General features: G+C 50.3%; 30 protein-coding genes and 1 pseudogene. 28 read left to right on the top strand and 3 right to left on the bottom strand.

The window, feature by feature from the left end; genetic code table 11:
• Positions 1–3: 3 nt before the first annotated feature.
• Complete coding sequence (locus ABLA76_RS03845) at positions 4–786, top strand: hypothetical protein (protein WP_348986929.1); 783 nt, start codon at positions 4–6, stop codon at positions 784–786.
• A gap of 17 nt (positions 787–803) precedes the next feature.
• On the opposite strand, the gene ABLA76_RS03840 is transcribed toward ABLA76_RS03845, so the two are convergent.
• Positions 804–962: a hypothetical protein gene (locus ABLA76_RS03840; RefSeq protein ID WP_348986928.1), complete on the bottom strand. Its 159-nt coding sequence runs from the start codon at positions 960–962 to the stop codon at positions 804–806.
• Positions 963–1,104: 142 nt separating this feature from the next.
• On the opposite strand from ABLA76_RS03840, the gene ABLA76_RS03835 reads away from it, so the two are divergent.
• From ABLA76_RS03835 to ABLA76_RS03780, 12 genes and pseudogenes are all read left to right on the top strand, one after another.
• Positions 1,105–1,341, top strand: a complete 237-nt coding sequence (locus ABLA76_RS03835) for a hypothetical protein (protein ID WP_053460693.1) — start codon at positions 1,105–1,107, stop codon at positions 1,339–1,341.
• A gap of 124 nt (positions 1,342–1,465) precedes the next feature.
• Complete coding sequence (locus ABLA76_RS03830) at positions 1,466–1,825, top strand: DUF5347 family protein (RefSeq protein ID WP_047769517.1); 360 nt, start codon at positions 1,466–1,468, stop codon at positions 1,823–1,825.
• A gap of 75 nt (positions 1,826–1,900) precedes the next feature.
• Positions 1,901–2,095 carry a DUF2732 family protein gene (locus ABLA76_RS03825; protein ID WP_053014247.1) on the top strand — a complete coding sequence of 65 codons (195 nt, stop codon included), beginning with the start codon at positions 1,901–1,903 and terminating at the stop codon, positions 2,093–2,095.
• Positions 2,088–2,309, top strand: a complete 222-nt coding sequence (locus tag ABLA76_RS03820) for a TraR/DksA family transcriptional regulator (RefSeq protein WP_047769513.1) — start codon at positions 2,088–2,090, stop codon at positions 2,307–2,309. The genes ABLA76_RS03825 and ABLA76_RS03820 overlap by 8 nt, the downstream gene beginning before the upstream one ends.
• Position 2,310: 1 nt before the next feature.
• Complete coding sequence (locus ABLA76_RS03815) at positions 2,311–2,721, top strand: hypothetical protein (protein ID WP_348986927.1); 411 nt, start codon at positions 2,311–2,313, stop codon at positions 2,719–2,721.
• The gene (locus ABLA76_RS03810) at positions 2,711–3,529 is read left to right on the top strand and encodes a Dam family site-specific DNA-(adenine-N6)-methyltransferase (protein ID WP_348986926.1); all 819 of its coding nucleotides are present in this window, start codon (positions 2,711–2,713) and stop codon (positions 3,527–3,529) included. The genes ABLA76_RS03815 and ABLA76_RS03810 overlap by 11 nt, the downstream gene beginning before the upstream one ends.
• On the top strand, positions 3,526–5,649 hold the full coding sequence (locus tag ABLA76_RS03805; protein WP_348986925.1) for a replication endonuclease: 2,124 nt from the start codon (positions 3,526–3,528) through the stop codon (positions 5,647–5,649). Before ABLA76_RS03810 ends, ABLA76_RS03805 begins: the two co-directional genes overlap by 4 nt.
• Entirely contained in the window at positions 5,646–5,903 is a 258-nt protein-coding gene (locus ABLA76_RS03800; protein WP_047769505.1) for a hypothetical protein, read from the top strand. Before ABLA76_RS03805 ends, ABLA76_RS03800 begins: the two co-directional genes overlap by 4 nt.
• A pseudogene (locus ABLA76_RS03795) lies at positions 5,903–6,901 on the top strand (DNA cytosine methyltransferase); the annotation flags it as partial. The gene ABLA76_RS03800 and the pseudogene ABLA76_RS03795, both read left to right, overlap by 1 nt.
• Positions 6,902–6,921: 20 nt before the next feature.
• Positions 6,922–7,122, top strand: a complete 201-nt coding sequence (locus ABLA76_RS03790; RefSeq protein ID WP_047769500.1) for a hypothetical protein — start codon at positions 6,922–6,924, stop codon at positions 7,120–7,122.
• A gap of 1 nt (position 7,123) precedes the next feature.
• A complete protein-coding gene (locus ABLA76_RS03785; protein WP_348986924.1) occupies positions 7,124–7,813 on the top strand; it encodes a hypothetical protein in 690 nt (229 codons plus the stop codon).
• A gap of 18 nt (positions 7,814–7,831) precedes the next feature.
• The gene (locus ABLA76_RS03780; RefSeq protein ID WP_348986923.1) at positions 7,832–8,170 is read left to right on the top strand and encodes a hypothetical protein; all 339 of its coding nucleotides are present in this window, start codon (positions 7,832–7,834) and stop codon (positions 8,168–8,170) included.
• Positions 8,171–8,520: 350 nt separating this feature from the next.
• On the opposite strand, the gene ABLA76_RS03775 is transcribed toward ABLA76_RS03780, so the two are convergent.
• Positions 8,521–9,561: a phage portal protein gene (locus tag ABLA76_RS03775; RefSeq protein WP_348986922.1), complete on the bottom strand. Its 1,041-nt coding sequence runs from the start codon at positions 9,559–9,561 to the stop codon at positions 8,521–8,523.
• Positions 9,561–11,318, bottom strand: a complete 1,758-nt coding sequence (locus ABLA76_RS03770) for a terminase ATPase subunit family protein (protein ID WP_348986921.1) — start codon at positions 11,316–11,318, stop codon at positions 9,561–9,563. Before ABLA76_RS03770 ends, ABLA76_RS03775 begins: the two co-directional genes overlap by 1 nt.
• Positions 11,319–11,478: 160 nt before the next feature.
• Here ABLA76_RS03770 and ABLA76_RS03765 point away from each other — a divergent pair, with 160 nt between their 5' ends.
• From ABLA76_RS03765 to ABLA76_RS03695, 15 genes are all read left to right on the top strand, one after another.
• The gene (locus ABLA76_RS03765; RefSeq protein ID WP_348986920.1) at positions 11,479–12,309 is read left to right on the top strand and encodes a GPO family capsid scaffolding protein; all 831 of its coding nucleotides are present in this window, start codon (positions 11,479–11,481) and stop codon (positions 12,307–12,309) included.
• A gap of 12 nt (positions 12,310–12,321) precedes the next feature.
• Positions 12,322–13,404 (top strand): phage major capsid protein, P2 family, encoded by a 1,083-nt coding sequence (locus ABLA76_RS03760; protein WP_348986919.1) that lies wholly within the window; start codon positions 12,322–12,324, stop codon positions 13,402–13,404.
• A gap of 3 nt (positions 13,405–13,407) precedes the next feature.
• On the top strand, positions 13,408–14,067 hold the full coding sequence (gene gpM / locus ABLA76_RS03755; protein WP_348986918.1) for a phage terminase small subunit: 660 nt from the start codon (positions 13,408–13,410) through the stop codon (positions 14,065–14,067).
• A gap of 86 nt (positions 14,068–14,153) precedes the next feature.
• A complete protein-coding gene (locus tag ABLA76_RS03750; RefSeq protein ID WP_285811010.1) occupies positions 14,154–14,618 on the top strand; it encodes a head completion/stabilization protein in 465 nt (154 codons plus the stop codon).
• Positions 14,618–14,821 (top strand): tail protein X, encoded by a 204-nt coding sequence (locus ABLA76_RS03745; protein WP_047769485.1) that lies wholly within the window; start codon positions 14,618–14,620, stop codon positions 14,819–14,821. The genes ABLA76_RS03750 and ABLA76_RS03745 overlap by 1 nt, the downstream gene beginning before the upstream one ends.
• A 3-nt stretch (positions 14,822–14,824) precedes the next feature.
• On the top strand, positions 14,825–15,148 hold the full coding sequence (locus ABLA76_RS03740; protein ID WP_047769483.1) for a phage holin, lambda family: 324 nt from the start codon (positions 14,825–14,827) through the stop codon (positions 15,146–15,148).
• Positions 15,141–15,536 (top strand): structural protein, encoded by a 396-nt coding sequence (locus ABLA76_RS03735; protein ID WP_348986917.1) that lies wholly within the window; start codon positions 15,141–15,143, stop codon positions 15,534–15,536. Before ABLA76_RS03740 ends, ABLA76_RS03735 begins: the two co-directional genes overlap by 8 nt.
• Positions 15,533–15,994: a lysis system i-spanin subunit Rz gene (locus ABLA76_RS03730; RefSeq protein WP_348986916.1), complete on the top strand. Its 462-nt coding sequence runs from the start codon at positions 15,533–15,535 to the stop codon at positions 15,992–15,994. Before ABLA76_RS03735 ends, ABLA76_RS03730 begins: the two co-directional genes overlap by 4 nt.
• A gap of 10 nt (positions 15,995–16,004) precedes the next feature.
• Positions 16,005–16,421, top strand: a complete 417-nt coding sequence (locus tag ABLA76_RS03725) for a phage tail protein (protein ID WP_348986915.1) — start codon at positions 16,005–16,007, stop codon at positions 16,419–16,421.
• The gene (locus tag ABLA76_RS03720) at positions 16,381–17,058 is read left to right on the top strand and encodes a phage virion morphogenesis protein (RefSeq protein ID WP_348986914.1); all 678 of its coding nucleotides are present in this window, start codon (positions 16,381–16,383) and stop codon (positions 17,056–17,058) included. Before ABLA76_RS03725 ends, ABLA76_RS03720 begins: the two co-directional genes overlap by 41 nt.
• A 66-nt stretch (positions 17,059–17,124) precedes the next feature.
• Positions 17,125–17,763 (top strand): phage baseplate assembly protein V, encoded by a 639-nt coding sequence (locus ABLA76_RS03715; protein WP_285811020.1) that lies wholly within the window; start codon positions 17,125–17,127, stop codon positions 17,761–17,763.
• On the top strand, positions 17,760–18,101 hold the full coding sequence (locus tag ABLA76_RS03710; RefSeq protein WP_348986913.1) for a GPW/gp25 family protein: 342 nt from the start codon (positions 17,760–17,762) through the stop codon (positions 18,099–18,101). Before ABLA76_RS03715 ends, ABLA76_RS03710 begins: the two co-directional genes overlap by 4 nt.
• Positions 18,102–18,103: 2 nt before the next feature.
• Complete coding sequence (locus tag ABLA76_RS03705) at positions 18,104–19,012, top strand: baseplate assembly protein (protein ID WP_348986912.1); 909 nt, start codon at positions 18,104–18,106, stop codon at positions 19,010–19,012.
• Positions 19,005–19,613 (top strand): phage tail protein I, encoded by a 609-nt coding sequence (locus ABLA76_RS03700; protein WP_348986911.1) that lies wholly within the window; start codon positions 19,005–19,007, stop codon positions 19,611–19,613. Before ABLA76_RS03705 ends, ABLA76_RS03700 begins: the two co-directional genes overlap by 8 nt.
• On the top strand, positions 19,610–20,333 hold a 724-nt coding region (locus ABLA76_RS03695), incomplete at its 3' end, for a phage tail protein (RefSeq protein ID WP_348986910.1). The genes ABLA76_RS03700 and ABLA76_RS03695, both read left to right, overlap by 4 nt.

The following is a 20,333-nucleotide window of genomic DNA, read 5'->3' as shown; positions in this document are numbered from 1 at the left end:
AAAATGAAAAACTCAACATCCCTGAACCGTTCAAAACGGCAGTTAGCCCTGATGTCGCGTCTGTATGATGTTTTTGATGATGTCAAAAACGAAGTTGAAGTGACACCTGAATTTATCCAGGACACGCTGATGCAGTTTATGCAGATGGCAACGGGTCATGATTATCACGTTTCTAAGTCTGTGCATATTGGGTTTGGGGAAGTGCAATCTCAACCTCAACCGTTGGTTGATGTACCGGAACCAGTAAGGGCGCCACTGGAGCTAAATCGTACGTATTATGTTCCGGCGCTCTGCATGCTAGGTTCTATCACTGATAAACTTGAATGGTATGAAGATGAACATGATTACATGAATTTAGGCCGTGGCCTAATTCACCTCGACCGCGAATCTGCCGAAATTCATGCTCGGGCGCTAATGTCCCTGACTTCTAAAAATGCGGCAGAATTAAAGGTGTCTGATGAAGGCAATCAGCTTAATGACATCCTATCCCGTGAAATGACTTTGTGCTTGGAAGATGTTTTGCATCGTTATGCCGTATGGGAAAGAGTGACGCCTGAAAAAGAAGCCTTAATAATATCCCGGACTCTTCATCACGCCTTTTCAGAATATAGAAAAGATAACAACTATGTTATTTACGGATTGCCAGTACTCAAGAGAATGATTTCATTAGGGGTCAATTGGGGTGATGATGAAAAGAGTTTGAAATTACTGCTTGAGAAGAACTGTTTAACTATCAAAAAAGCCCTCAATGAATTATTTGAAGGCTTAATTAATAAAGGTGATTAATTAACTTTTACACCTGATTAGAGTAATTTTTGGTCAAGCAGTGATTCAAGCGATGAATAATATCTATTGAACTGAAATTCAATGTTATTCAGGGAAGTCGTCTCACTTCCATAGTGCATATCGATTGCTTTTATTGTTTGCTCGAACAGAAATAAAACTTTTTCATCTTTTGTCATTTTTATGCTCCTTTTATAGGGTGGTTGATGTTTTTCGCCTGAGTCTCCGCTCAAAGAAACCACAGGCAAAGAAGATACCACAGTACCATGCGCCGGACATGGCTAAAAGTCGGCAAACAATAATAACGATGGGGTAATAAATATGCGAAATACTATTCCAACACCAGAGGAATTAAACAAGGGGAAAATTAAATTCGGTACGTTATTCATTCGCCCGTTACGTATCAGCGCTGTTTGCCCATTCATCCGTTATCAGGTCGGGGACGGTGAATATTGCTACGGTAAATTTAATTCCAAAGAACAGGCCATTGATTTTTGTCGGCAGTTATATGAGGAACGGTTAGATGAACCAATTAAAGAGAGTGCAACACAAATATAAAATTTCCAGTGATGATTTTAATAAAAAAGTCACTAATAAAAACCATTTGGGTGATATTTTAATCTCAATTGGTTTGGCGACAACAATGTTAACCCCGTTATTATCCCTATTATGAGGTGATGCAATGGCGAATACTGAACCCTACCGCGCTGTCTCATTAACGCTGGATGAACAAATCAACGGATTGAATAAAACCGCTGAGTTACTGGCTCCGATTGTTTGCGATATTAAAAAATCAAACAGCCAACTGGCCGATTTCATTGAATGTATGCGTGACCGCACAAATAACCGTGTCATGAACAATGAAAAACTGCTGCATGTTATGTTTTATTTAGCAGGGTTTGATAAATCCCGTTATAACACCAAGGTTAGTGAATTCACGGAAGAAGAAATTCGTTCGTTAATTATGGTCATGAATCAATTTAAAGCGGTAGCAGAAAGAATACCGAGTAAATTAGTTATGCCGAATTTAATTGAACATTAATTTATAACAAACGTTTCAATGATTAATGCGTCAACTCGCAGGGATTTTTATTACCTAAAAACAGGAAATAAAATAATGGAAATAGAACAATTGATAAAAATAAACAGAGAAGATGAGCGCAAAAATTTAGCCACACGGGCTGCTTCTCGTCTGGAAAATCTCGCCGCCCATATTCTGTCGAATAAATTGGATCATGCCGCGTCAGCCGAATTATTGAGAAGTGAGGCTGAGAATATCGAGCACCAGGCGCAGGAGTGGAGTTATGTCTAGGGAACTCGACCGCGCCTGTGAACGCATCGCCGAAATGCTGGCGTGCCGGATAGCCGCCCATGTTAACCGCCCGGTCGGGGTTTCTGCGTTTGAGTGTGAAGATTGCGGTAATCCTATTCCCAAAGAGCGTCGCATGATTATTGCCGGTGTGACCCGCTGTGCAACCTGTCAGGACGTGTTTGAACTGAAACAAAAACATTACCGGAGTGTGTGAAATGAGTAATCTTTACTATGTGAATATCAATAAAGAAATGTTTGATAGCATAAAAAATAATAAAAATCGCTGTATTGGTGTTGTAGGTAATTCGATTGATGATACTGGTTTTGCGTTTCCTGACTATTTCGGTGACTCGTTTTTTATTAGAAGTATCGGTGTTGAAAATATTTTTAATAATAAACTGTTATATGGCCGTTTTAAATGCGGCGATTATGTTGTGCTTACTCAGAAAGGCGCCAGTGATTTTCTTCTTGATGATATCGGATATCGGACGACGATACTAATTAGTGAAGTTGTTTATTCTAGGGGGCGCTTCAATGCCCCTGACGAATCTTCTATTTGTTTTTATGAATATGATTTGTTAACTCCTGATTATTTCTTTAATGAGGGTGATAACAATGGCCAATAAAACCATCCTCAAATGGGCGGGTTCAAAATCCCGCATTATGGATAAATTGCTGCCACACTTGCCTGCGGGTCAACGACTGGTTGAGCCGTTCGCGGGTTCCTGTGCGGTAATGATGAATACCGATTACCCAGAGTATTTAGTTGCTGATGCGAATGCCGATTTGATTGATATGTATCAGAGTATTCAGGCTGACGGCGACTTGTTTACCCATGTTGCTTCGTTGTGTTTTTCAAAAATTCGGGGCAACGAAGAATATTATGAATTAAGGGATAAATTTAATTTTTATCAGATTTGGGCTGAGAATAAGTTGTATCGCGCCAGCTTGTTTTTAGCCTTAAACCGCCATTGCTTCAACGGCCTATGTCGTTATAACCGTAGGGGGAAATTTAATGTTCCCTTTGGGAACTATAAAACCCCTTATTTTCCAGCGACTGAAATCTGGTCGTTTTCCGAAAAATCGGCGAAAGCTGAAATTGTACATCTGGAATGGCAGGACACTTTAACTCTCGTTGATTATGGTGACGTGGTGTATTGCGATCCGCCGTACCTGACTCACGGTACAGGATTCACGCAATATCATACCGTTGATTTTACGCCCGCTGCCCATGAGGAACTCGCCGTAGAGTTACTCAGACTGAATTTTAATCTGGGCGTACCAGTCATTGCCTCCAATTCCATTGCGGCCAAATCGCTTTATGCCGATCTCGGTTTCACTATCCATGAAATCGACGCCCCGCGCACGATTGCCGCCAATGGCAACCGTCAACCCGCGAGAGAGATTATTGCGGTGTTGGAAGCGCGGGCATGAGCAAATTGCAGGAACACAACAGCGATGCATGGATCTCAATGTGTCGCCAGCGTGAAGAGTTTCAGCCGGGTTTGCCAATGGGTGCGACGATGGCTGAACGTCTGTTGTGGGATATCAACCCCGAAGACCACGCATGGCGTCATCAATTTATAGGGCAAATGCCTGACTTTTTAGCGACGTATTTTTCCAATCGTTACATAAAAATCTTTACTGAATCCGGCTGTAATGGCCGCCGTCGTGCTAATGCGTTTTTGCGGAAAACCATTGGTGAGAGCGTATTACCACGGCTGAATAAAGTTTTTGAGCGTTACCAATTCCAGCATCGCGCTTCTGGTGTAACCCCCTTCCCTTTTATCGAGCCACTGGAACGTCTGGTGACATTTGAGCGCAAAGATATCAAACAACTGGCGTGGGATATCGCCCGATTTATGTCGGACAGTTACGACGATATTTCAGCCCGATATATCAATCATCCCCCTGATAGTCAGGACGAAGCCAGACTGCGTTTGTCAGCTGTCTACCGGAGAATCGCCACGCTGGCGCGTCAGGCAGGGACAACTCCCCCTTATTGGAAACAGATCAACCAGGGCGGCGCGGTGACAGACGACCAATTATGCGCCGGTCTGTTGCGCCTGATGTCCGACAAATGGTGGTACGGCCGATTGAAGCGCCTGCGCGATGTCCAATCTGAGCATATGGCGATTGCCGTCGGGCAGGTGCAGAAATCAGCGTCACCGTATGTTTCCCGCACGACGCTGCGTGAATGGACAGAGCAAAAACGCCGCAATTGGGAGTTTCTGCAACAGTTTGAGTTAGAAAACGAAGACGGTGACCGGATTTCACTCGTGGATAAGGTCCTGGGCAGCATTGCCAATCCGGCCGTTCGCCGCTGTGAACTGATGATCCGGATGCGTGGTTTTGAGGATTTAGCCAATGAAATGGGGTGTATCGGTGATTTTTATACCATCACCGCACCGTCTAAATATCATTCGGCTCACAGTGGCGGCGGTTTTGTGAAGAACTGGAACGGCGCGAGTCCGCGTGATACGCAACAGTATTTATGCGGTGTCTGGGCGAAGATCCGTGCGGCGTATTCCCGTGCCGGTATCAGCGTTTTCGGTTTCCGTGTGGTTGAACCCCATCATGACGGCACGCCCCATTGGCACTTGTTGTTATTTATGCTCCCTGAGCATGTCGAACGGATGCGCGACATTGTACGGGAGTATGCGATGCAGGAGGACGCTCACGAATTAAACAGTGATGTCGCACGCAATGCCCGTTTTCTGGTGAAACCCATCGATCCAGAAAAAGGCAGTGCCACCGGCTACATTGCCAAATATATCTCAAAAAACATTGATGGCTATGCGCTGGATGGTGAAGTGGACGGCGAGACGGGGGAAAGCCTCAAAGATATGTCGCGTTCAGTCTCTGCCTGGGCGAGCCGCTGGCGTATCCGTCAGTTCCAGCAAATTGGCGGTGCGCCGGTATCTGTCTGGCGTGAACTCCGTCGCTTACGCGGTGACGAGCAGATTTTGCCGGATGAGGACATGGACAACGTTCGCTTTGCCGCTGATGTGGGTAACTGGTCAGCTTATACCGAATTTCAGGGCGGGCCATTGGTTGCCCGTAAAAATCTCACTGTGCGTCTGGCTTATGAGGTCACTGAACAAGGTAATGCCTACGGTGAAGATGTTCAGCGTATTTCTGGTATTTACTCGCCCCGTTTGGGCGAGTCCTCTTCTTTTATTACCCGTACTGTCAAATGGAAAATTGTGCCTAAGTCTGGTGCCGCACCTGCGGGTGAGGGGTTGGCTTTTTCTGGCGGCTCCGCCGCCTCTTGGAGTTCTGTCAATAACTGTACGGAGGCACGGAGGACGATTAACGACAATAAAAATTTAGTGGAAAAAATTATTGACTATGCCGATTCAATCGGGATGGATTTTAGCCGATTTATGGCGCGGTCATTAATCATGAGTGGAAAAATTAGCATCAATGAACAGCCATTCCGGTTATGGATGGACGGGCGTTTTATTCCGGTGGAAACGGAACGGCAGAAACAGGTGCGCCGCGAGGCACTGCGGCAGCGGATTAATAATCTTGGTGAAATGAGGAAGTTATGAGAATCAATTTGGGTAAATACGTGATTACATCGGATAGTCGTTCATTCACGCTGAATAAAAAGATGATAGCCAAAACAGGGAAAAATGCCGGGCAGGAGTCTTTGACGCCATTCCGATATTACACACAGTTAGCGCATCTAACCCGCGATGTAATCACAATGGGAGTTGATAGCAATGATATCAGTACATTGCAGCAACTCAGTGAGCGAATAGAGGAAATCGCGGCAGATTTAGTGGGGAGAATAGCGAAATGATGCGTTTCGGCTCGGTCTGCTCCGGTATTGAAGCCGCCAGCGTGGCATGGGAACCGCTGGGGATGTTTCCGGCATGGTTCAGTGAAATTGAGAAATTCCCCAGCGCAGTATTGCAATACCATTGGCCGTATGTCCGCAATCTGGGGGATATGACCCATATCCCCGTCATGATTGCCGAAAATCAGGCCGATGCGCCGGATATTCTGGTCGGCGGGACACCCTGTCAGGCGTTCAGTATTGCAGGTCTGCGTAATGGGTTGGGCGATGAACGGGGACAATTAACACTATCATTCGTGGAGTTAGCTAATGTTATTGATTCAGTCAGGGCAGCAAACGGAAAACAGCCATCTATCATCGTCTGGGAAAACGTGCCCGGCGTATTATCCAGCCGGGATAATGCCTTCGGTTGTTTTCTTGCAGGGCTGGCCGGAGAAGATGCCCCGTTGCAGCCATCAGGGACGAGATGGACAAACTCTGGTTATGTGTCTGGACCACAAAGAAATGTCGCCTGGCGAGTGCTCGACGCTCAATATTTCGGAGTGGCCCAACGACGCCGTCGTGTGTTTGTTGTCTCAAGTGCTCGAACAGACATCTGTCCCGCAACGGTACTTTTTGAGCCAGACCGCGTGCGCCGGAATCCTGAACCGCGCAGAACGGCGGGAAAAACGGTTGCCGGCAATGCTGGAAGTTGCGCTGTTATCGGTGGTATCGGGGTGATGACCTGCCGATTACTGTCGTTTGGTGAGTATAAAGTGGATGATATTTCGTCAACGCTCAGGTCACGGGATGATAAAAGCGCAACTGATCTCATTACAACGCAGGATGCCGTGCGTCGTTTAACGCCCGTTGAGTGCGAGAGGCTACAGGGTTTTCCGGATAATCACACCCACATCCCGTGGAACGGAAAAACATTGGAAAATTGTCCTGACGGTCACCGTTATCGGGCAATTGGTAATTCAATGGCTGTGCCTGTGATGGCATGGATTGGGAAACGGATTTTAATGCAGATGAGGCAACCATGAAAAAACTGACAACTGCCAGTGAGTTATTGAAAGCTGATTTCGATGTGTACTGTGCTTGCTATAAAAAATGGCGGAAAAACGCCAGAAATAAACCCGGCCAGCGTCCACCTAAAATGACTAAATCGCGTCGGGATGCCGTATTGCGGCAAATAGTTCAGCGTGATTTAGCTGCTGGCATGCTGATTTTTAGAGGATAAAATGATTACCTTAAATTTAACCCCTGAAATTGTTAACAGTATCAATCATAAATTTGAGTCAGGTTTATTTGTCTGGCAGGCACGCTGGAAAGCCAATCAACATCACCGAAATCGCTTTTTGCATAAAGCCAGACAGGTGGGTGCTGATTATTATTCCGTACTAGAAGCCTTAAGTGATGCCTGTCGGACAGGCCGGAACAAGTTTTTTATGTCAAATAAGGAATTCTTGCCGTTTTTTGTTCATAACGTTGCTCAGTATTTCCCTCAGCAGCAAAAGCGCCTGATTGAGCAGGCAGACGATATTAAGTCACTGAGGCTTAGTAATGGCGCTGAAATCCGCTTTGCGCATGAAAACAGCCATGTTGCTGCATTGTCTGGTGATGTGTATGTGTCAGAGTGGGCTTGGTCGGATAATCCCGTTCAGTTGATACAATTAGCTTTGAGTCTATCAATACATAAGAACTCGCATAGAACGTTTTATTCATCCAGAGCTTCAGGAGATAACGGAGAGGCAGCTTATAAGCGGTTTTTTACTGGAAATTGTATCGGACGTGGCCCTGCTTTTTTCGATACGGTAACGTTGTTCGATGATGTTGAAAATCGATTTAATGAAGAACAACTTCGTAAGGCATGGTCACAAGAGGCATTTGAAGAGCTGTTTTTGTGCCGCTTGCCTCATCCCCGTTGGTAACCAGAGAGGACAAACCCAATGGCGAAATCCCCCGCAGAACGTAAAGCCGCCCAACGTCAACGCCAGCAGAAAGCTGGCGTCACTAAAATAGAATTGTTGCTCGATAATCAAGAATTAGCGATGTTGAAGCGCAATTGTGCCCTGAGACGTCCGGGGCGTGAACCCTACGATGTGGTTGAATACCTGACATTGCTTATTCGCAAAGATGATGCGGAGTTGCAGCAGACTATGCAGGCATTGGCAACGCGACGATGTGGCAAATGTGGCGATGGTCTTCCTGTGGCCGAATGTTGTTTTTCTGGTGACTCAGCGTGCTGGAACACATTAGGCTGGCATAAATTAAAACTACAATTGTGATCATGTGACATGTCACGAAATGGTAGTAACCCCTGCCTCAATGCGGGTTATTTTTGTTCTTAGTCATGGCTGCATAAATCCATACATTCCGTGCATCAATCCGCAAGATCAAATCAGGATCTCATGCCCCGCCAAGTGCCAGTACTGGCGCTTCTGGAGCGATCCCTTGCAGGTGCATAAAAAGCGACACATTTAGTGGGCAGGCGCGGCGGGGTCACGACTGCGCGTGGTGGCGTGTAATGACGTGCCAAAATCAGGTTTCATCACATTATTATTACAGTTGAAACTACATTTCATTCGGGCAAAAAAAAGACCGCCTCGCAGACGGTCGCATCATCAAGTGATGGAGGTTAATCGTTGCTGTCCATCTCCAGCGAATAGCGGTCAAACCGGATAACTTCTTCCCCAAGCCAGTCATTCAACTGTTGCATCTTGCTTTGCAGTGGCAGCAGTTCGTTGCGCACAAACACTTTAGCCGCTTTCTCCACATCCCCAAAGCCGCCGGCGTTCTCAGGAATGATCCCCATGATTTGTGGCGGGACACGATGTGCGGCCAGCATGTCATCACGGCTCACGTTCTTGATATTCAGAAATTCATCTTTCGCTGCGGCTTCGGACAGCGGAATAGTCTGAATGCCGTCTTTCTTGCCGCCGGGCGCATACAAAAACAGGTTGCGAAAGTTGCCGGGACCCTTGCTGCTTTTCAGGGCTTCACGAATTTTATCCACATCATCGGTTTTCTGTGCCGCATCACTGATATACAGGATATACCCCGCATGGCTGCCGTTCAGGTAATACTTGCGGCGGAACAGTGTCGAGGCTTCATTGAGCAGAACGGACGGGATCGCCGCCAGATACTCCGGCAAGCCATAAAGCTCCTGATTAATATCCGGCTCTATCAAATGAAATACTTTCCCGGTCTGAAATTCAAACGGCTTGGTCTCATAGCCATATTGCACAAACCAATAGGTATCGAGATCCGCACCCCGGCGCGTGAACTTAGCCGGCGAGTGTTTCAGTGTCAGCGGTTGGCCTAACCGGTTATCGCGCAGCTCAAGATAGCCGTTACCAAACAGTAAAAAATCCAGCGCCCAGCTATCAAACGCCTGGCGGCTTAAATACTTGTGCGGAATGAACGTGCTGGTCAGGATGTTACGTTTAACAAAGATGGCACTGCTATGGTGGGGTGCGGCGCGGAACGTACGCGCCAGCCCGTTAAAACTGATGGGCGGCTCATAGTAATTATCGACCCGTACACATTCCAGATAATCAAAGATTTCACGTTTATCTAAAACGGGAATGGGGTCACCAAACGTAAATGCCTCCATTGAGGCGGTATCCGGCGTCTGTGTCAGTTTCTGGCTCTGGCGTTTCTTATTCTTACGGCTCATTAAAAGACCTCAACAATATTGCGGTGATTACTGTTTTCACCCGTGATAGGTTCGTTATAGAGGGCGTGCATGGTCGCCCATGCCAGGTCGGCATGGCTGGCTTCTTCGCTGCGGTCAGCTTCATAGGTGGGGCGGTTGCCACTGGCGGTGGTTGCCCGTCGGATGGCCATAAAAGACTGGGTGATGTCATTGCTGCCGGCGTCATATTCCAGCCGGTCATGGCTGATCACATCATAGGCTTTCAGTACCAGGGCATTTTTTAACGCGGGGTTATAAACAAACTCTTTGGCCGCCGGGAAAAAATCCCGCACATTCTGTAAAACCCCGTGACCCAGCCCGGTGGAGTCAATACCGATATATTGCACGTTATAACGTTCCGTCAGCTCTTTAATCGCGTCAGACTGGGCGCGAAAATCCATACCGCGCCATTGGTGGTGCTCCAGTATCCGAAATTTACCCCCCGGGAACAGGGGCGGCGCGATAACCACACAACCGGCACTGTCCCCGTTTTGCGTCCCTTTGGCGGGGTCGTATCCAATCCAGACCGGGTGATAGGCATACGGACGTATCATCAGGGGTTGCACGTCGTCCCACACTTCCCAGCTATCGACCAGACACTTCTGCATTAACTGCAAATTAAAGATAGACGCAATATCATCGACAAACTCACACATCAGCACGTTTTGATATTCATCCGGGCTGTATTCCAGGCTTAACTGGTCGATATCAAACAGGTTGCAGCCCCCGTGCACCGCATCTTCAACGGTCACAATCTGCCGCCACTGCTCATCACCGCACAACCGGCCGTCAACCAAAGCCTGATGGCTGATATCCACCTCAATACGCTCGGCCTTGCGGCGTCCGCGATTAAAGAGTTTGCCTGACCAGAACGGATACGCACTGTGGGTCAGGCTGGAGGGGGTAGAAAAGTAGGTCTGCCGCCATTTCTTGTGCATGGCCATGCCCGATGCCACCTTGCGCAATTCCTGAAATTTCGGTATCCAGAAATATTCATCCAGATAGAGATTGCCGTGGTAACTCTGTGCGGTGCGGGCATTTGTCCCCAGGAAATATAAGGTTGCCCCGTTCGCCAGCACGATTGGGTCGCCTTTCAGATCAGCGTCCACTTCACGGGCCATTTCGATGATGTATTGTTTAAAGACGTGCGCCTGCGCTTTACTGGCCGATAAAAATATTTGATTGCGTCCGGTGATCAGCGCATCCATAAACGCCTCGCGGGCAAAAAAATACGTTGCCCCGATTTGGCGTGATTTGAGGATATTGCGGATACGGTGCTTTTGGCCGGACTGATACCAGACTTTCTGATAACCAAACATATTGGCGTAGAACAGGGCTTCCAGTTTTTCAATCTGTGCTTCGCTAAACAGGTTCTTTTCAGGTGCACGACGTTCACCTTTGTTGCGATTGGCCAGCCTGGGGTTTAAATCCACCTCATTGCCGCCATCCTGATAACGGTGAATTTTGGCGTGCCGTTCCAGCTGACGATAAAGCAGGTCGATTTCTTTGTAGTCTTTTCCCTCCTTGTTTTCTTTACTGATCAGCGTACAAAGGCGCACTTCCACACTCATTTCAACGCGGTCAAACGGGGTGATGTCATCCCATTTATCGCGACGTTTCCAGCTGTGAATGGTGACGGCTTTCTCGTTGAGGATTTCAGCAATGCGCACGATCCGATACCCGCTAAAATACAGGTGCATAGCTCTCTTACGTGGGTCAAGGTCTTGTGATGTATTCATGCCGCCAGATTACTGACTGGCTATCCCTCCCGCGCTGCACGCCCGTTGTGCCATTGCCCATACAATGGCCCGGCATTGTCACCCATCGTCCATCCCTGAAAACATAGGCTTACTCTTTTTTTTACGCATGAACCTACATTCAATTGCCGGAGCCTGAGCAATGACGAAAAAAAGTAAGCCGGTGCGCCTTTGTGTTGAAGGGGCCACAACGGATGGCCGCAAAGTCCCGCGCCAATGGCTGACGGATATCGAAAAGAATTACAACCCCACTGTTTACGGTGCCCGTATCAATATGGAGCACTGGAATTACTCGTGGATGCCCCGTTTCGGTGATGTGGATTCCGTCTACACCGAAGAAATCAGCGAAGGCCCCTTGTCCGGCAAGCTGGCGCTGTATGGCGTGCTGTCGCCGACGCCTGAACTGGTTGAAATGAATAAAAAGCGCCAGAAAGTCTATACCTCGGTGGAAATCAATCCGAGTTTTTCGGATATGGGCGGCGCTTATCTGGTCGGGCTGGCGGTGACGGATAATCCGGCCAGTCTTGGCACTAGCATGCTGCAATTCAGTCGCGGTGCTGAGGGGGGTGAGAGCAACCTTGCTGAACGTAAGCAGCACAAAGATAACCTCTTTACTGCCGCCGAAGAAACCCTGTTCGAATTCGTTGAAGAGGAAGGAAATCCCGCCATGCCCAATTTGTTTGACCGCATCAAGGCGAAATTCACCAAAGAGCGTAAACATCATGATGAAAACCTGTCTGACGTGCACCAGGCCATCGAACTGTGTGCGGAAGAACAGACCAACACGGCCACGCAGGTTGCTACGCTGACTCAGCAGGTTGAAAGCCTGTCCGGTTTGACACAGGAAAATGAAAACCTGAAATCAGAACTGGACGCACTGAAAGACACCCTGAGCCAGCAGGATAATAACCCGCAACGCCCCCACGCTTTCGGCGGTCAGGGCGAAAATACTGAAAACCTGACGGACTGCTAAACGGAAACGACAATGAGAAAAGAAACACGGTTTAAATTTTATGGTTACTTAACCCGTTTAAGCGAAATTTACGGGGTTGAACCCGGGGCGTTTGCCACCGCAAAAGTGGAAATCGAACCTTCCGCCGCGCAAAAGCTGGAAAGCAAAATTCAACTGAGTGCCGCCTTTTTAACGATGATCAATATTGTTCCCGTTAAAGCGCAAGTCGGGGAAAAAATCGGTTTAGGGATCGGCTCCACCATTGCCGGGACAACGGACACTAAAGATAAAGACCGTGAACCCACCGACCCCACCGATTTGTCTAAACAAGAGTATCACTGTAAGCAGACCAACTTTGATACCGCCATTCGTTACGAAAAATTGGATATGTGGGCCATTTTTGACGATTTCCAGCGCCGTATTCGTGATGAAATTATCAAACGCCAGGCGCTTGACCGCATCATGATTGGCTGGAACGGCACACACCGCGCCGCCACCTCTGACCGCACCACTCATAAATTATTGCAGGACGTTAACGTGGGTTGGTTACATAAAATCCGACGGGAAGCGCCCGACCATGTGATCGGTTCATCCACCGATAAAGACAGTAATGTTACGACCGCCGAACCGATCAAAGTGGGTAAAGGGGGCGATTACGCAAACCTCGATGCGCTGGTGATGCAGGCTGTTGATGATGCCATTTCCGAAGTGTACGCCGATGATACCGAACTGGTGGTCATTTGTGGCCGTCAGCTGCTATCCGATAAATATTTCCCTATCGTTAACCGTGACCAGGCCAACACCGAAGCGTTGGCGGCGGAGGTGATTATCAGCCAGAAACGGATTGGCGGCTTACCTGCGGTGCGGGTGCCGTATTTCCCTAAAGACGCGATGCTCATTACCCGGCTGGATAACCTGTCTATTTACTGGCAGGAAGACTCTCGTCGCCGTCAGGTGCTGGATAATCCAAAGCGCGACCGGGTGGAAAACTACGAATCCGTTAACGAAGACTATCTCGTCGAAGATTACGATTGTGTCGCGCTAATCGAAAACATTGCGCTAATCAAAGCCAAGTCTGCCGTAACCGCCGATACGGAAGATAAAAGCGGAGAATAAGCCGTGAACCCGTGGGAAAAGAAACGCATGCAAGTGGAGGCCAGGCAAGCCGCTGAATATGGCGGCAGGCTGGCCGATCCCTCGGTCACCACGCAAGTGAAGCTGATGTTACGTCAGCACAAGCGAGACTTAGGGAAAATCCAGTCATTTGAACGCAAAGCCACTTACAAACGCAAAGCGTTACCGCTGTATGAAACGTGGATCACTGAAACCCTCCACAATCAATCAGGGGGACAGGATGACGTTTTGATGTACCTCATGTTGTGGAGCTTTGATGCCGGTGTTTATGAGCAAGGGCTGGATATTGCCGAATACGCGTTAACACACCAGTTAACCATGCCGGAAGGACAATCACGTACAACAGGTTGTGCTATCGCGGAAGAAATGGCAGACCGGGCCAAAGACGCGTACACCGTGAAAAACCCGATCCCACTGGAGATATTACAGCGCGTCAGCTCACTGACTGAGCATGAAGATATGCCCGATAAAGTCCGTGGGGAACTCCATAAATGGTTGGGCTACAGCTTGCGTGATAATGGCTTTCCCCAACCGGCGTTGTGTGAGCTGCTGCGGGCCCTTGAACTCAATGATCGCTCAGGGGTGAAAGCGGATATTAAACAACTGGAAAAAATCTTGTCAGCGCAACACCGCGCTGATGATTAACGAACGTGCCAACGCGCCAGGGCGGCGCGAGATAAGAAACCCGTTTTCGACCTCTCGCCCACCGCCCTACCTATTTTGAGGCTGTTATGGATTTCATTTCACCCGAACCGATCAAAGAAGTAGACCAAATTATCACCAGCGGTGATTTCTGGCCATCCATCCATACTGCCGATTTTCGCGCCACCATGCGCAGTGATGGCACGGTGACCTCGGGCCGCCTGATTGAAGCGTTGAAAAATGCGGTCATTGAAACCAACCGGGAGCTGGCAGGCTGGCAGTCACAACAAATCAGCCAGGGCTATCACACCCTGAAATCGGTTCCGGCCAGCCGGATTAACGACGAATCTGAACTGTTATACCTTTACCGCCGCGCGGTGTATTGCACGGCAAAAGCCGGGCTTAGCGAGCGTTACCGCGACATTGACACCACGCCGGACGGGACGAAAAAAGCCGATTCACTGGAGCCTGCTATCGATGATTTGCACCGTGATGCCGTGTGGGCCATCCAGCGCATTAAAGACACAACACACAATATTGTGGAACTGATCTGATGCAGATACGGACACAACAATATGACACGGTGGACGCCCTGTGCTGGCGTCACTATGGACGCACACACGGTGTTACCGAGCAGGTACTGGAGGCCAATCCCGGTCTGGCTGATGTCGGGGTCATTTTGCCCCACGGCATGGCGCTGGAACTGCCGGATATCGCACCCGCGCCTGTGACACCGATGATCCAACTATGGGACTAAGAGATGGACAAACAACCTGATTTATGGGCCGACTTACTGAACGGCCTAAGGCACTCCTGGCCGCAGATTTCCGGCTCCGGGCTGGCGATACTGATTTGTTATGGCCGCCTGATTTATGACGGTGTTGAGCGCAAGAACCGCTGGGTCGAACCGTTGCTGTGCGGCGCACTGTCTTGGGGCATTTCCAGCGCACTGGAACTGTTCGGCATCCCCGGCAGCGTGTCACCGGCACTTGGCGGGGCTATCGGGTTTATTGGCGTTGAGAAGCTGCGTGAGTTTGCGATCCGCGCCATTAACAAACGCCTGGGAGGTAAACCCCATGAGTAGAGGCATTGACAATCACAATCCGGGCAACATTCGCCACGGGGATAACTGGCAGGGATTGCGTGAAACCCAGACCGATAAGGCATTCTGTCAGTTTATTGCGCCGGAATGGGGTATTCGCGCCACGCTGAAAATTTTGCGCAATTACGAACGCAAATACGGATTAAACAGTATCCGGCAAATCATTGCCCGCTGGGCGCCGCCCAATGAAAATGACACCGAGGCTTACATTGCCTTTGTGTGCCAGAAAGTGGGTGTTCCCGGCAGTGCAGTGATCGATATGGACAACACCGCCACGCTGCGCCGGCTGGTGCAGGCCATGATACAGATGGAGAACGGCCAGCAACCTTATTCTGATGATATTTTTACGCGGGCATTTGAATTGCTATGAAGTGGCAAATCAAATCCGGCATTATTCTTATCGCGCTGGCATTGATGGGGTCAGCCGCCTTTTCCGTCTGGTCTGTGTATGCGGAAAATGGGCGGCTCACCGAAAAGAATGCGGCATTAAATCAATCCCTATCAGCGCAAATTGCCCTCCATAATCAGCAGCAGGCGCGCCTGAAACATCTGGCTGAACAGGATGCGCAACGCTTACAGGAGCTGACTTATGCCAAATCTGAAATTGATCGGCTGCATAGCGCTGCTTTGGTTCACCCTGAGCGGGTGTACATCAAAGCCAATTGTCCAGCCGCTGCAACCCCTGCCGCCCCCGGCATGGCTGATGCAGCCGGCGCCCGACCTACAGACGCCGCTATCCGAAATTATTGGTTACTCCGAGAACGTATTGCCACTACCGAGCAAATGATCCGGGGATTACAGGACTATATTCAGACTCAGTGTCAATAACAGGTGCCCCATGAATAAACCCCGTTTATTACGCGCTGTGCTGGCGACGAAAATTCCTTACCTGCGGGATAACCCCGAATACCTGCATCTGTTTGTGGAAGACGGTGCCGTGGTGGCCACATCCGCATCATCACTGTCCTACGAATATGAATACACCCTGAACCTGATTGCGGAAAGTTATCCCGGCGATCAGAATATTCTGATGGCAGTGATAGTGCACTGGCTGCGTGAGCATCAACCGGACATCTTCGCCAATCCTGATAGCCGCCGCACCGGTTTCACCTTTGACGTGAATATCCTGAATGACGCCACCGCCGATATCAGCATTGATTTGAAACTGACTGAGCGTATTGTGGTCACTCAGCAGGGCGATGTCAGCACGGTGAATGCTGTTCCTGAGCCAGAAAACCCGTTTGACCGGTGGTGAAATGGAAACGGACGAATTGCAGCCACTGGATACCGCCCTGACGGCGTTGTTAACCCAACTATCCCCGGCCAGTCGCAAACAGCTTGCCCGCGAGATTGCACGGGACTTACGCCAGAGCCAGATGCAACGCATCCGCGCCCAGCGCAACCCTGACGGCAGCCGCTATACCCAGCGCAAGGCGCAAATACTCAAGGTACAGCGGGGCATGAAGTTTGTCTGGCGCGGTGAAACCCGCACCTTGAAAAACTGGCAGATCCGCAAGGGTAAGAATGGCGAAGTGATCACGGGATATGATGCTGAGCGCAAGGGCCTGCGCACCTTCTATAAAAACGATATCCAGCGCTTTCTGGAAGTCAAAACCGATCGCATTAATACCCGTAAAAACAGCAGGAAAACCCGCATGTTTAAGAAACTGGCGACCGCCCGTTACCTGCGCCTGTCGGCCAGCGATAAAGAAGCGGCCATCTTCTTTGCCCCCAAAGTGGCCACTGTTGCGCGCGTCCATCATTTCGGCCTGAAAGAGCGGATGCGGGGCAAAAATATTGAAGTTCAGTACCCATCACGCCGCCTGTTGGGGCTGACAGCGCAGGATATCGCGCATATCGAAGAACAAATCCTCGCGCATCTCACCCGCTAATGTGTGTCAGGACTGGCACAACCCCGATAACGTGCAGAGCGGTACGCACAGTGACATGTTGTGCGCATGAACACACAATTTACCGAACTTTTGCGCCGGCTGCGCAACCTGATCCGCATTGGCACTGTCACCCGGGTAGATACTGCCCGTGGGATTTGTCGCGTGGAAACCGGGCATCTTGAAACAGACTGGCTGAACTGGCTGACCGCCAGAGCCGGGAGCGCCCGCACATGGTGGGCACCCAGTGTTGGCGAACAGGTTTTATTGCTGTCTATCGGCGGCGATCTGACCACCGCCTTTGTGCTGCCAGCGATTTTTTCCGACGAATTTCCGGCCCCTTCCCACTCACCGACGGCCGCCCACCTGGTTTTTCCCGACGGGGCGGTGATTGAATACGAACCCCAAACCAGCGCATTAACGGTCACGGGGATTAAAACAGCCACCGTGAATGCGGCAGTGTCTGTCCATGTCACCGCACCGGATATCACCTGTACGGCCAGCAACCAAATCACCCTGGATACCCCGACCGTGATGTGTACGCACCATTTGACCACAGGCAGTCTGGAGATCCGGGACGGCGGGACGATGCGCGGCAATATCACCCACACTGACGGCCAATTCAGCTCTAACGGAATTGTGGTCGATTCACACCGGCACAATGGTGTCCGCAGTGGTGACGGCACGTCAGGAGGCCCCGTCTCATGAGGTATCTGGGTATGAATCGCCAGACCGGTGAGCAACTGACGGGTATTAACCATATTCGCCAGTCCGTCAGCGATATTTTAATGACGCCCGTGGGCAGCCGGATCGCCCGCCGTCAGTATGGTTCCCTGTTGTCGGCACTGATAGATGCACCTCAAAACCCAGCGCTGCGCCTGCAACTGATGGCGGCCTGTTATACCGCTATCCAGCAATGGGAGCCGCGCATCATCGTCACGGCGATAACACTCAGTCAAAATGCGGCCGGACAAATGACGGTCGATATCAGCGGCCATTATTCCCCCGCCCGTGATCCGATTGCGTTTTCCGTGCCAGTGAGGTGACAATGCCTACCCTTGACTTAAGTCAGTTACCCCCGCCCGATGTGGTTGAACCGCTGGATTTTGAAACGCTGTTTGCGGAGCGTAAGGCCGCGTTCATTGCTCTGTACCCACTGGAGCAGCGCGAGGCTATTACGCGCACTTTAGCACTGGAATCGGAACCCATTACCAAGCTGTTACAGGAAAATACCTACCGTGAGTTGTTGCTGCGCCAGCGCATTAATGAAGCGGCGCGGGCGGCGATGGTAGCGTATGCCGGCGGCAGTGATTTAGACCAGCTGGGCGCAAACAATAACGTCAGTCGATTGATATTGCAGCCGGCTGACAATAATGCCGTACCGCCGGTGCCTGCCGTGCTGGAGCCTGACCGCGATTATCGCGTGCGTATTCCGCAGGCGTTTGAGGGACTGAGCGTTGCCGGTCCCGTTGGTGCCTATGAATACCATGCACGCAGTGCTGACGGTCGTGTCGCCGATGCCTCGGTTGTTAGCCCCGCGCCGGCTTATGTGACAGTCAGTATTTTATCCCGTGAGGGGAACGGCGCTGCCAGTGATGAGCTGATTGCTACTGTCAGTCACGCCCTGAATGATGAGGACGTGCGCCCCGTCGCCGACCGCCTGACCGTGCAATCGGCCAAGATTATTGATTATGACATTGACGCCGTGTTGTACTGCTATCCCACGCCCGAATACGAGCCGATATTGCAGGATGCACGGGCCAGACTGGCGCGTTATACCGCCGAGCAGCACCGGATTGGCCGCGATATCGTGCGCAGTGCCATTTTTGCCGCACTGCATGTCCCCGGCGTACAACGTGTTGAACTGAAAACCCCCGCACAGGACATGATACTGGATAAAACCCAGGCGAGTTTCTGTACCCGTGCCACCGTGACTATCGGGGGGTCCGATGAATAACCGCTTGCTGCCGGTTGGTTCCTCACCGCTGGAAGTGGCCGCCGCCGAAGCCCTGTCCAGTCTGGCGGCTATTCCTGTCCCCCTCCGTGACCTGTGGAACCCCGATCATTGTCCGGTGCCGTTGTTGCCGTATCTGGCGTGGGCGTGGTCGGTTGACCGCTGGGATATGGACTGGCCCGAACGCACCAAACGTGAATCCATCAAGGCGGCAATGTTTGTGCATAAGCACAAGGGCACCATTGGTGCTATCCGGCGCGTGGTCGAGCCGTTCGGTTACCTGATCCGCGTGATTGAGTGGTGGCAGACCAACGAGGCGCCGGGCACTTTCCGGCTCGATATCGGCGTGATGGAAACCGGTATTACGGCTGAAACCTATCAGGAACTGGAACGTCTGATTTTTGATGCCAAGCCCGCCTCTCGCCATTTGATTGGCATGTCCATTCAATTGGAAACGGGCGGTACAGCCTATTGTGCTGTGACCAGCTACAGCGGGGATAGCCTGACTGTCTACCCCTATTTACCTAAAGAAGTGGTTGTCTCCGGCGCTGACGTGGTGGGCGTGGCAGTCCATGTTATTGATGAAATGAGGATTAAATCATGAGCACGAAATTCTTTGCCCTGTTAACCCGGCTGGGCGCGGACAAACTCGCCAATGCCGCCGCACTGGGCACCAAACTGAACATCACCCATATGGCGGTGGGCGATGGGGGCGGGAAATTGCCGACACCGGACACCGCACAAACTAAACTCGTTAACGAACGCCGCCGTGCAGCGATTAATGTCCTGAGTGTTGATCCCAAAAACACCAACCAGATTATGGCTGAACAGGTTATACCGGAAAATGAAGGCGGTTGGTGGATACGGGAAATTGGCCTGTTTGATAAGGACGGCATTTTAATTGCGGTCGGCAACTGCGCGGAGACCTACAAGCCGCAATTGCAGGAAGGTTCTGGGCGTACTCAAACTATTCGCATGGTGCTGATTGTCAGCCATACGGACGCGGTGACATTGAAAATTGATCCGTCCGTGGTGCTGGCCACCCGCGAGTATGCGGATGCCGTGGTCGCTAACGCTATCCGCGAGCATGAACAAAGCCGCCGCCATCCTGACGCGACACTGAAAGAAAAGGGATTTGTGATCCTGAGCAGCGCAGTGGACAGCAACAGCGAAACACAGGCGGCAACCCCGAAAGCGGTCAGGGCGGCGTATGATTTGGCGGCGACGGCGAATAATAATGCCAATAGTTGCCTGGAGAAAAACAAGAACGGCGCAGATATTCCCAACAAACCGGAGTTTGTGAAAAACCTCGGTTTATCGGATG

Origin of the sequence: Xenorhabdus sp. SGI240 (assembly GCF_040081915.1) — a bacterium.
GTDB classification, from domain to species: Bacteria; Pseudomonadota; Gammaproteobacteria; order Enterobacterales; family Enterobacteriaceae; genus Xenorhabdus; species Xenorhabdus bakwenae.
The sequence above is the reverse complement of the archived record's forward strand: the minus strand, read 5'-3'. Positions and strand labels throughout refer to the sequence as shown.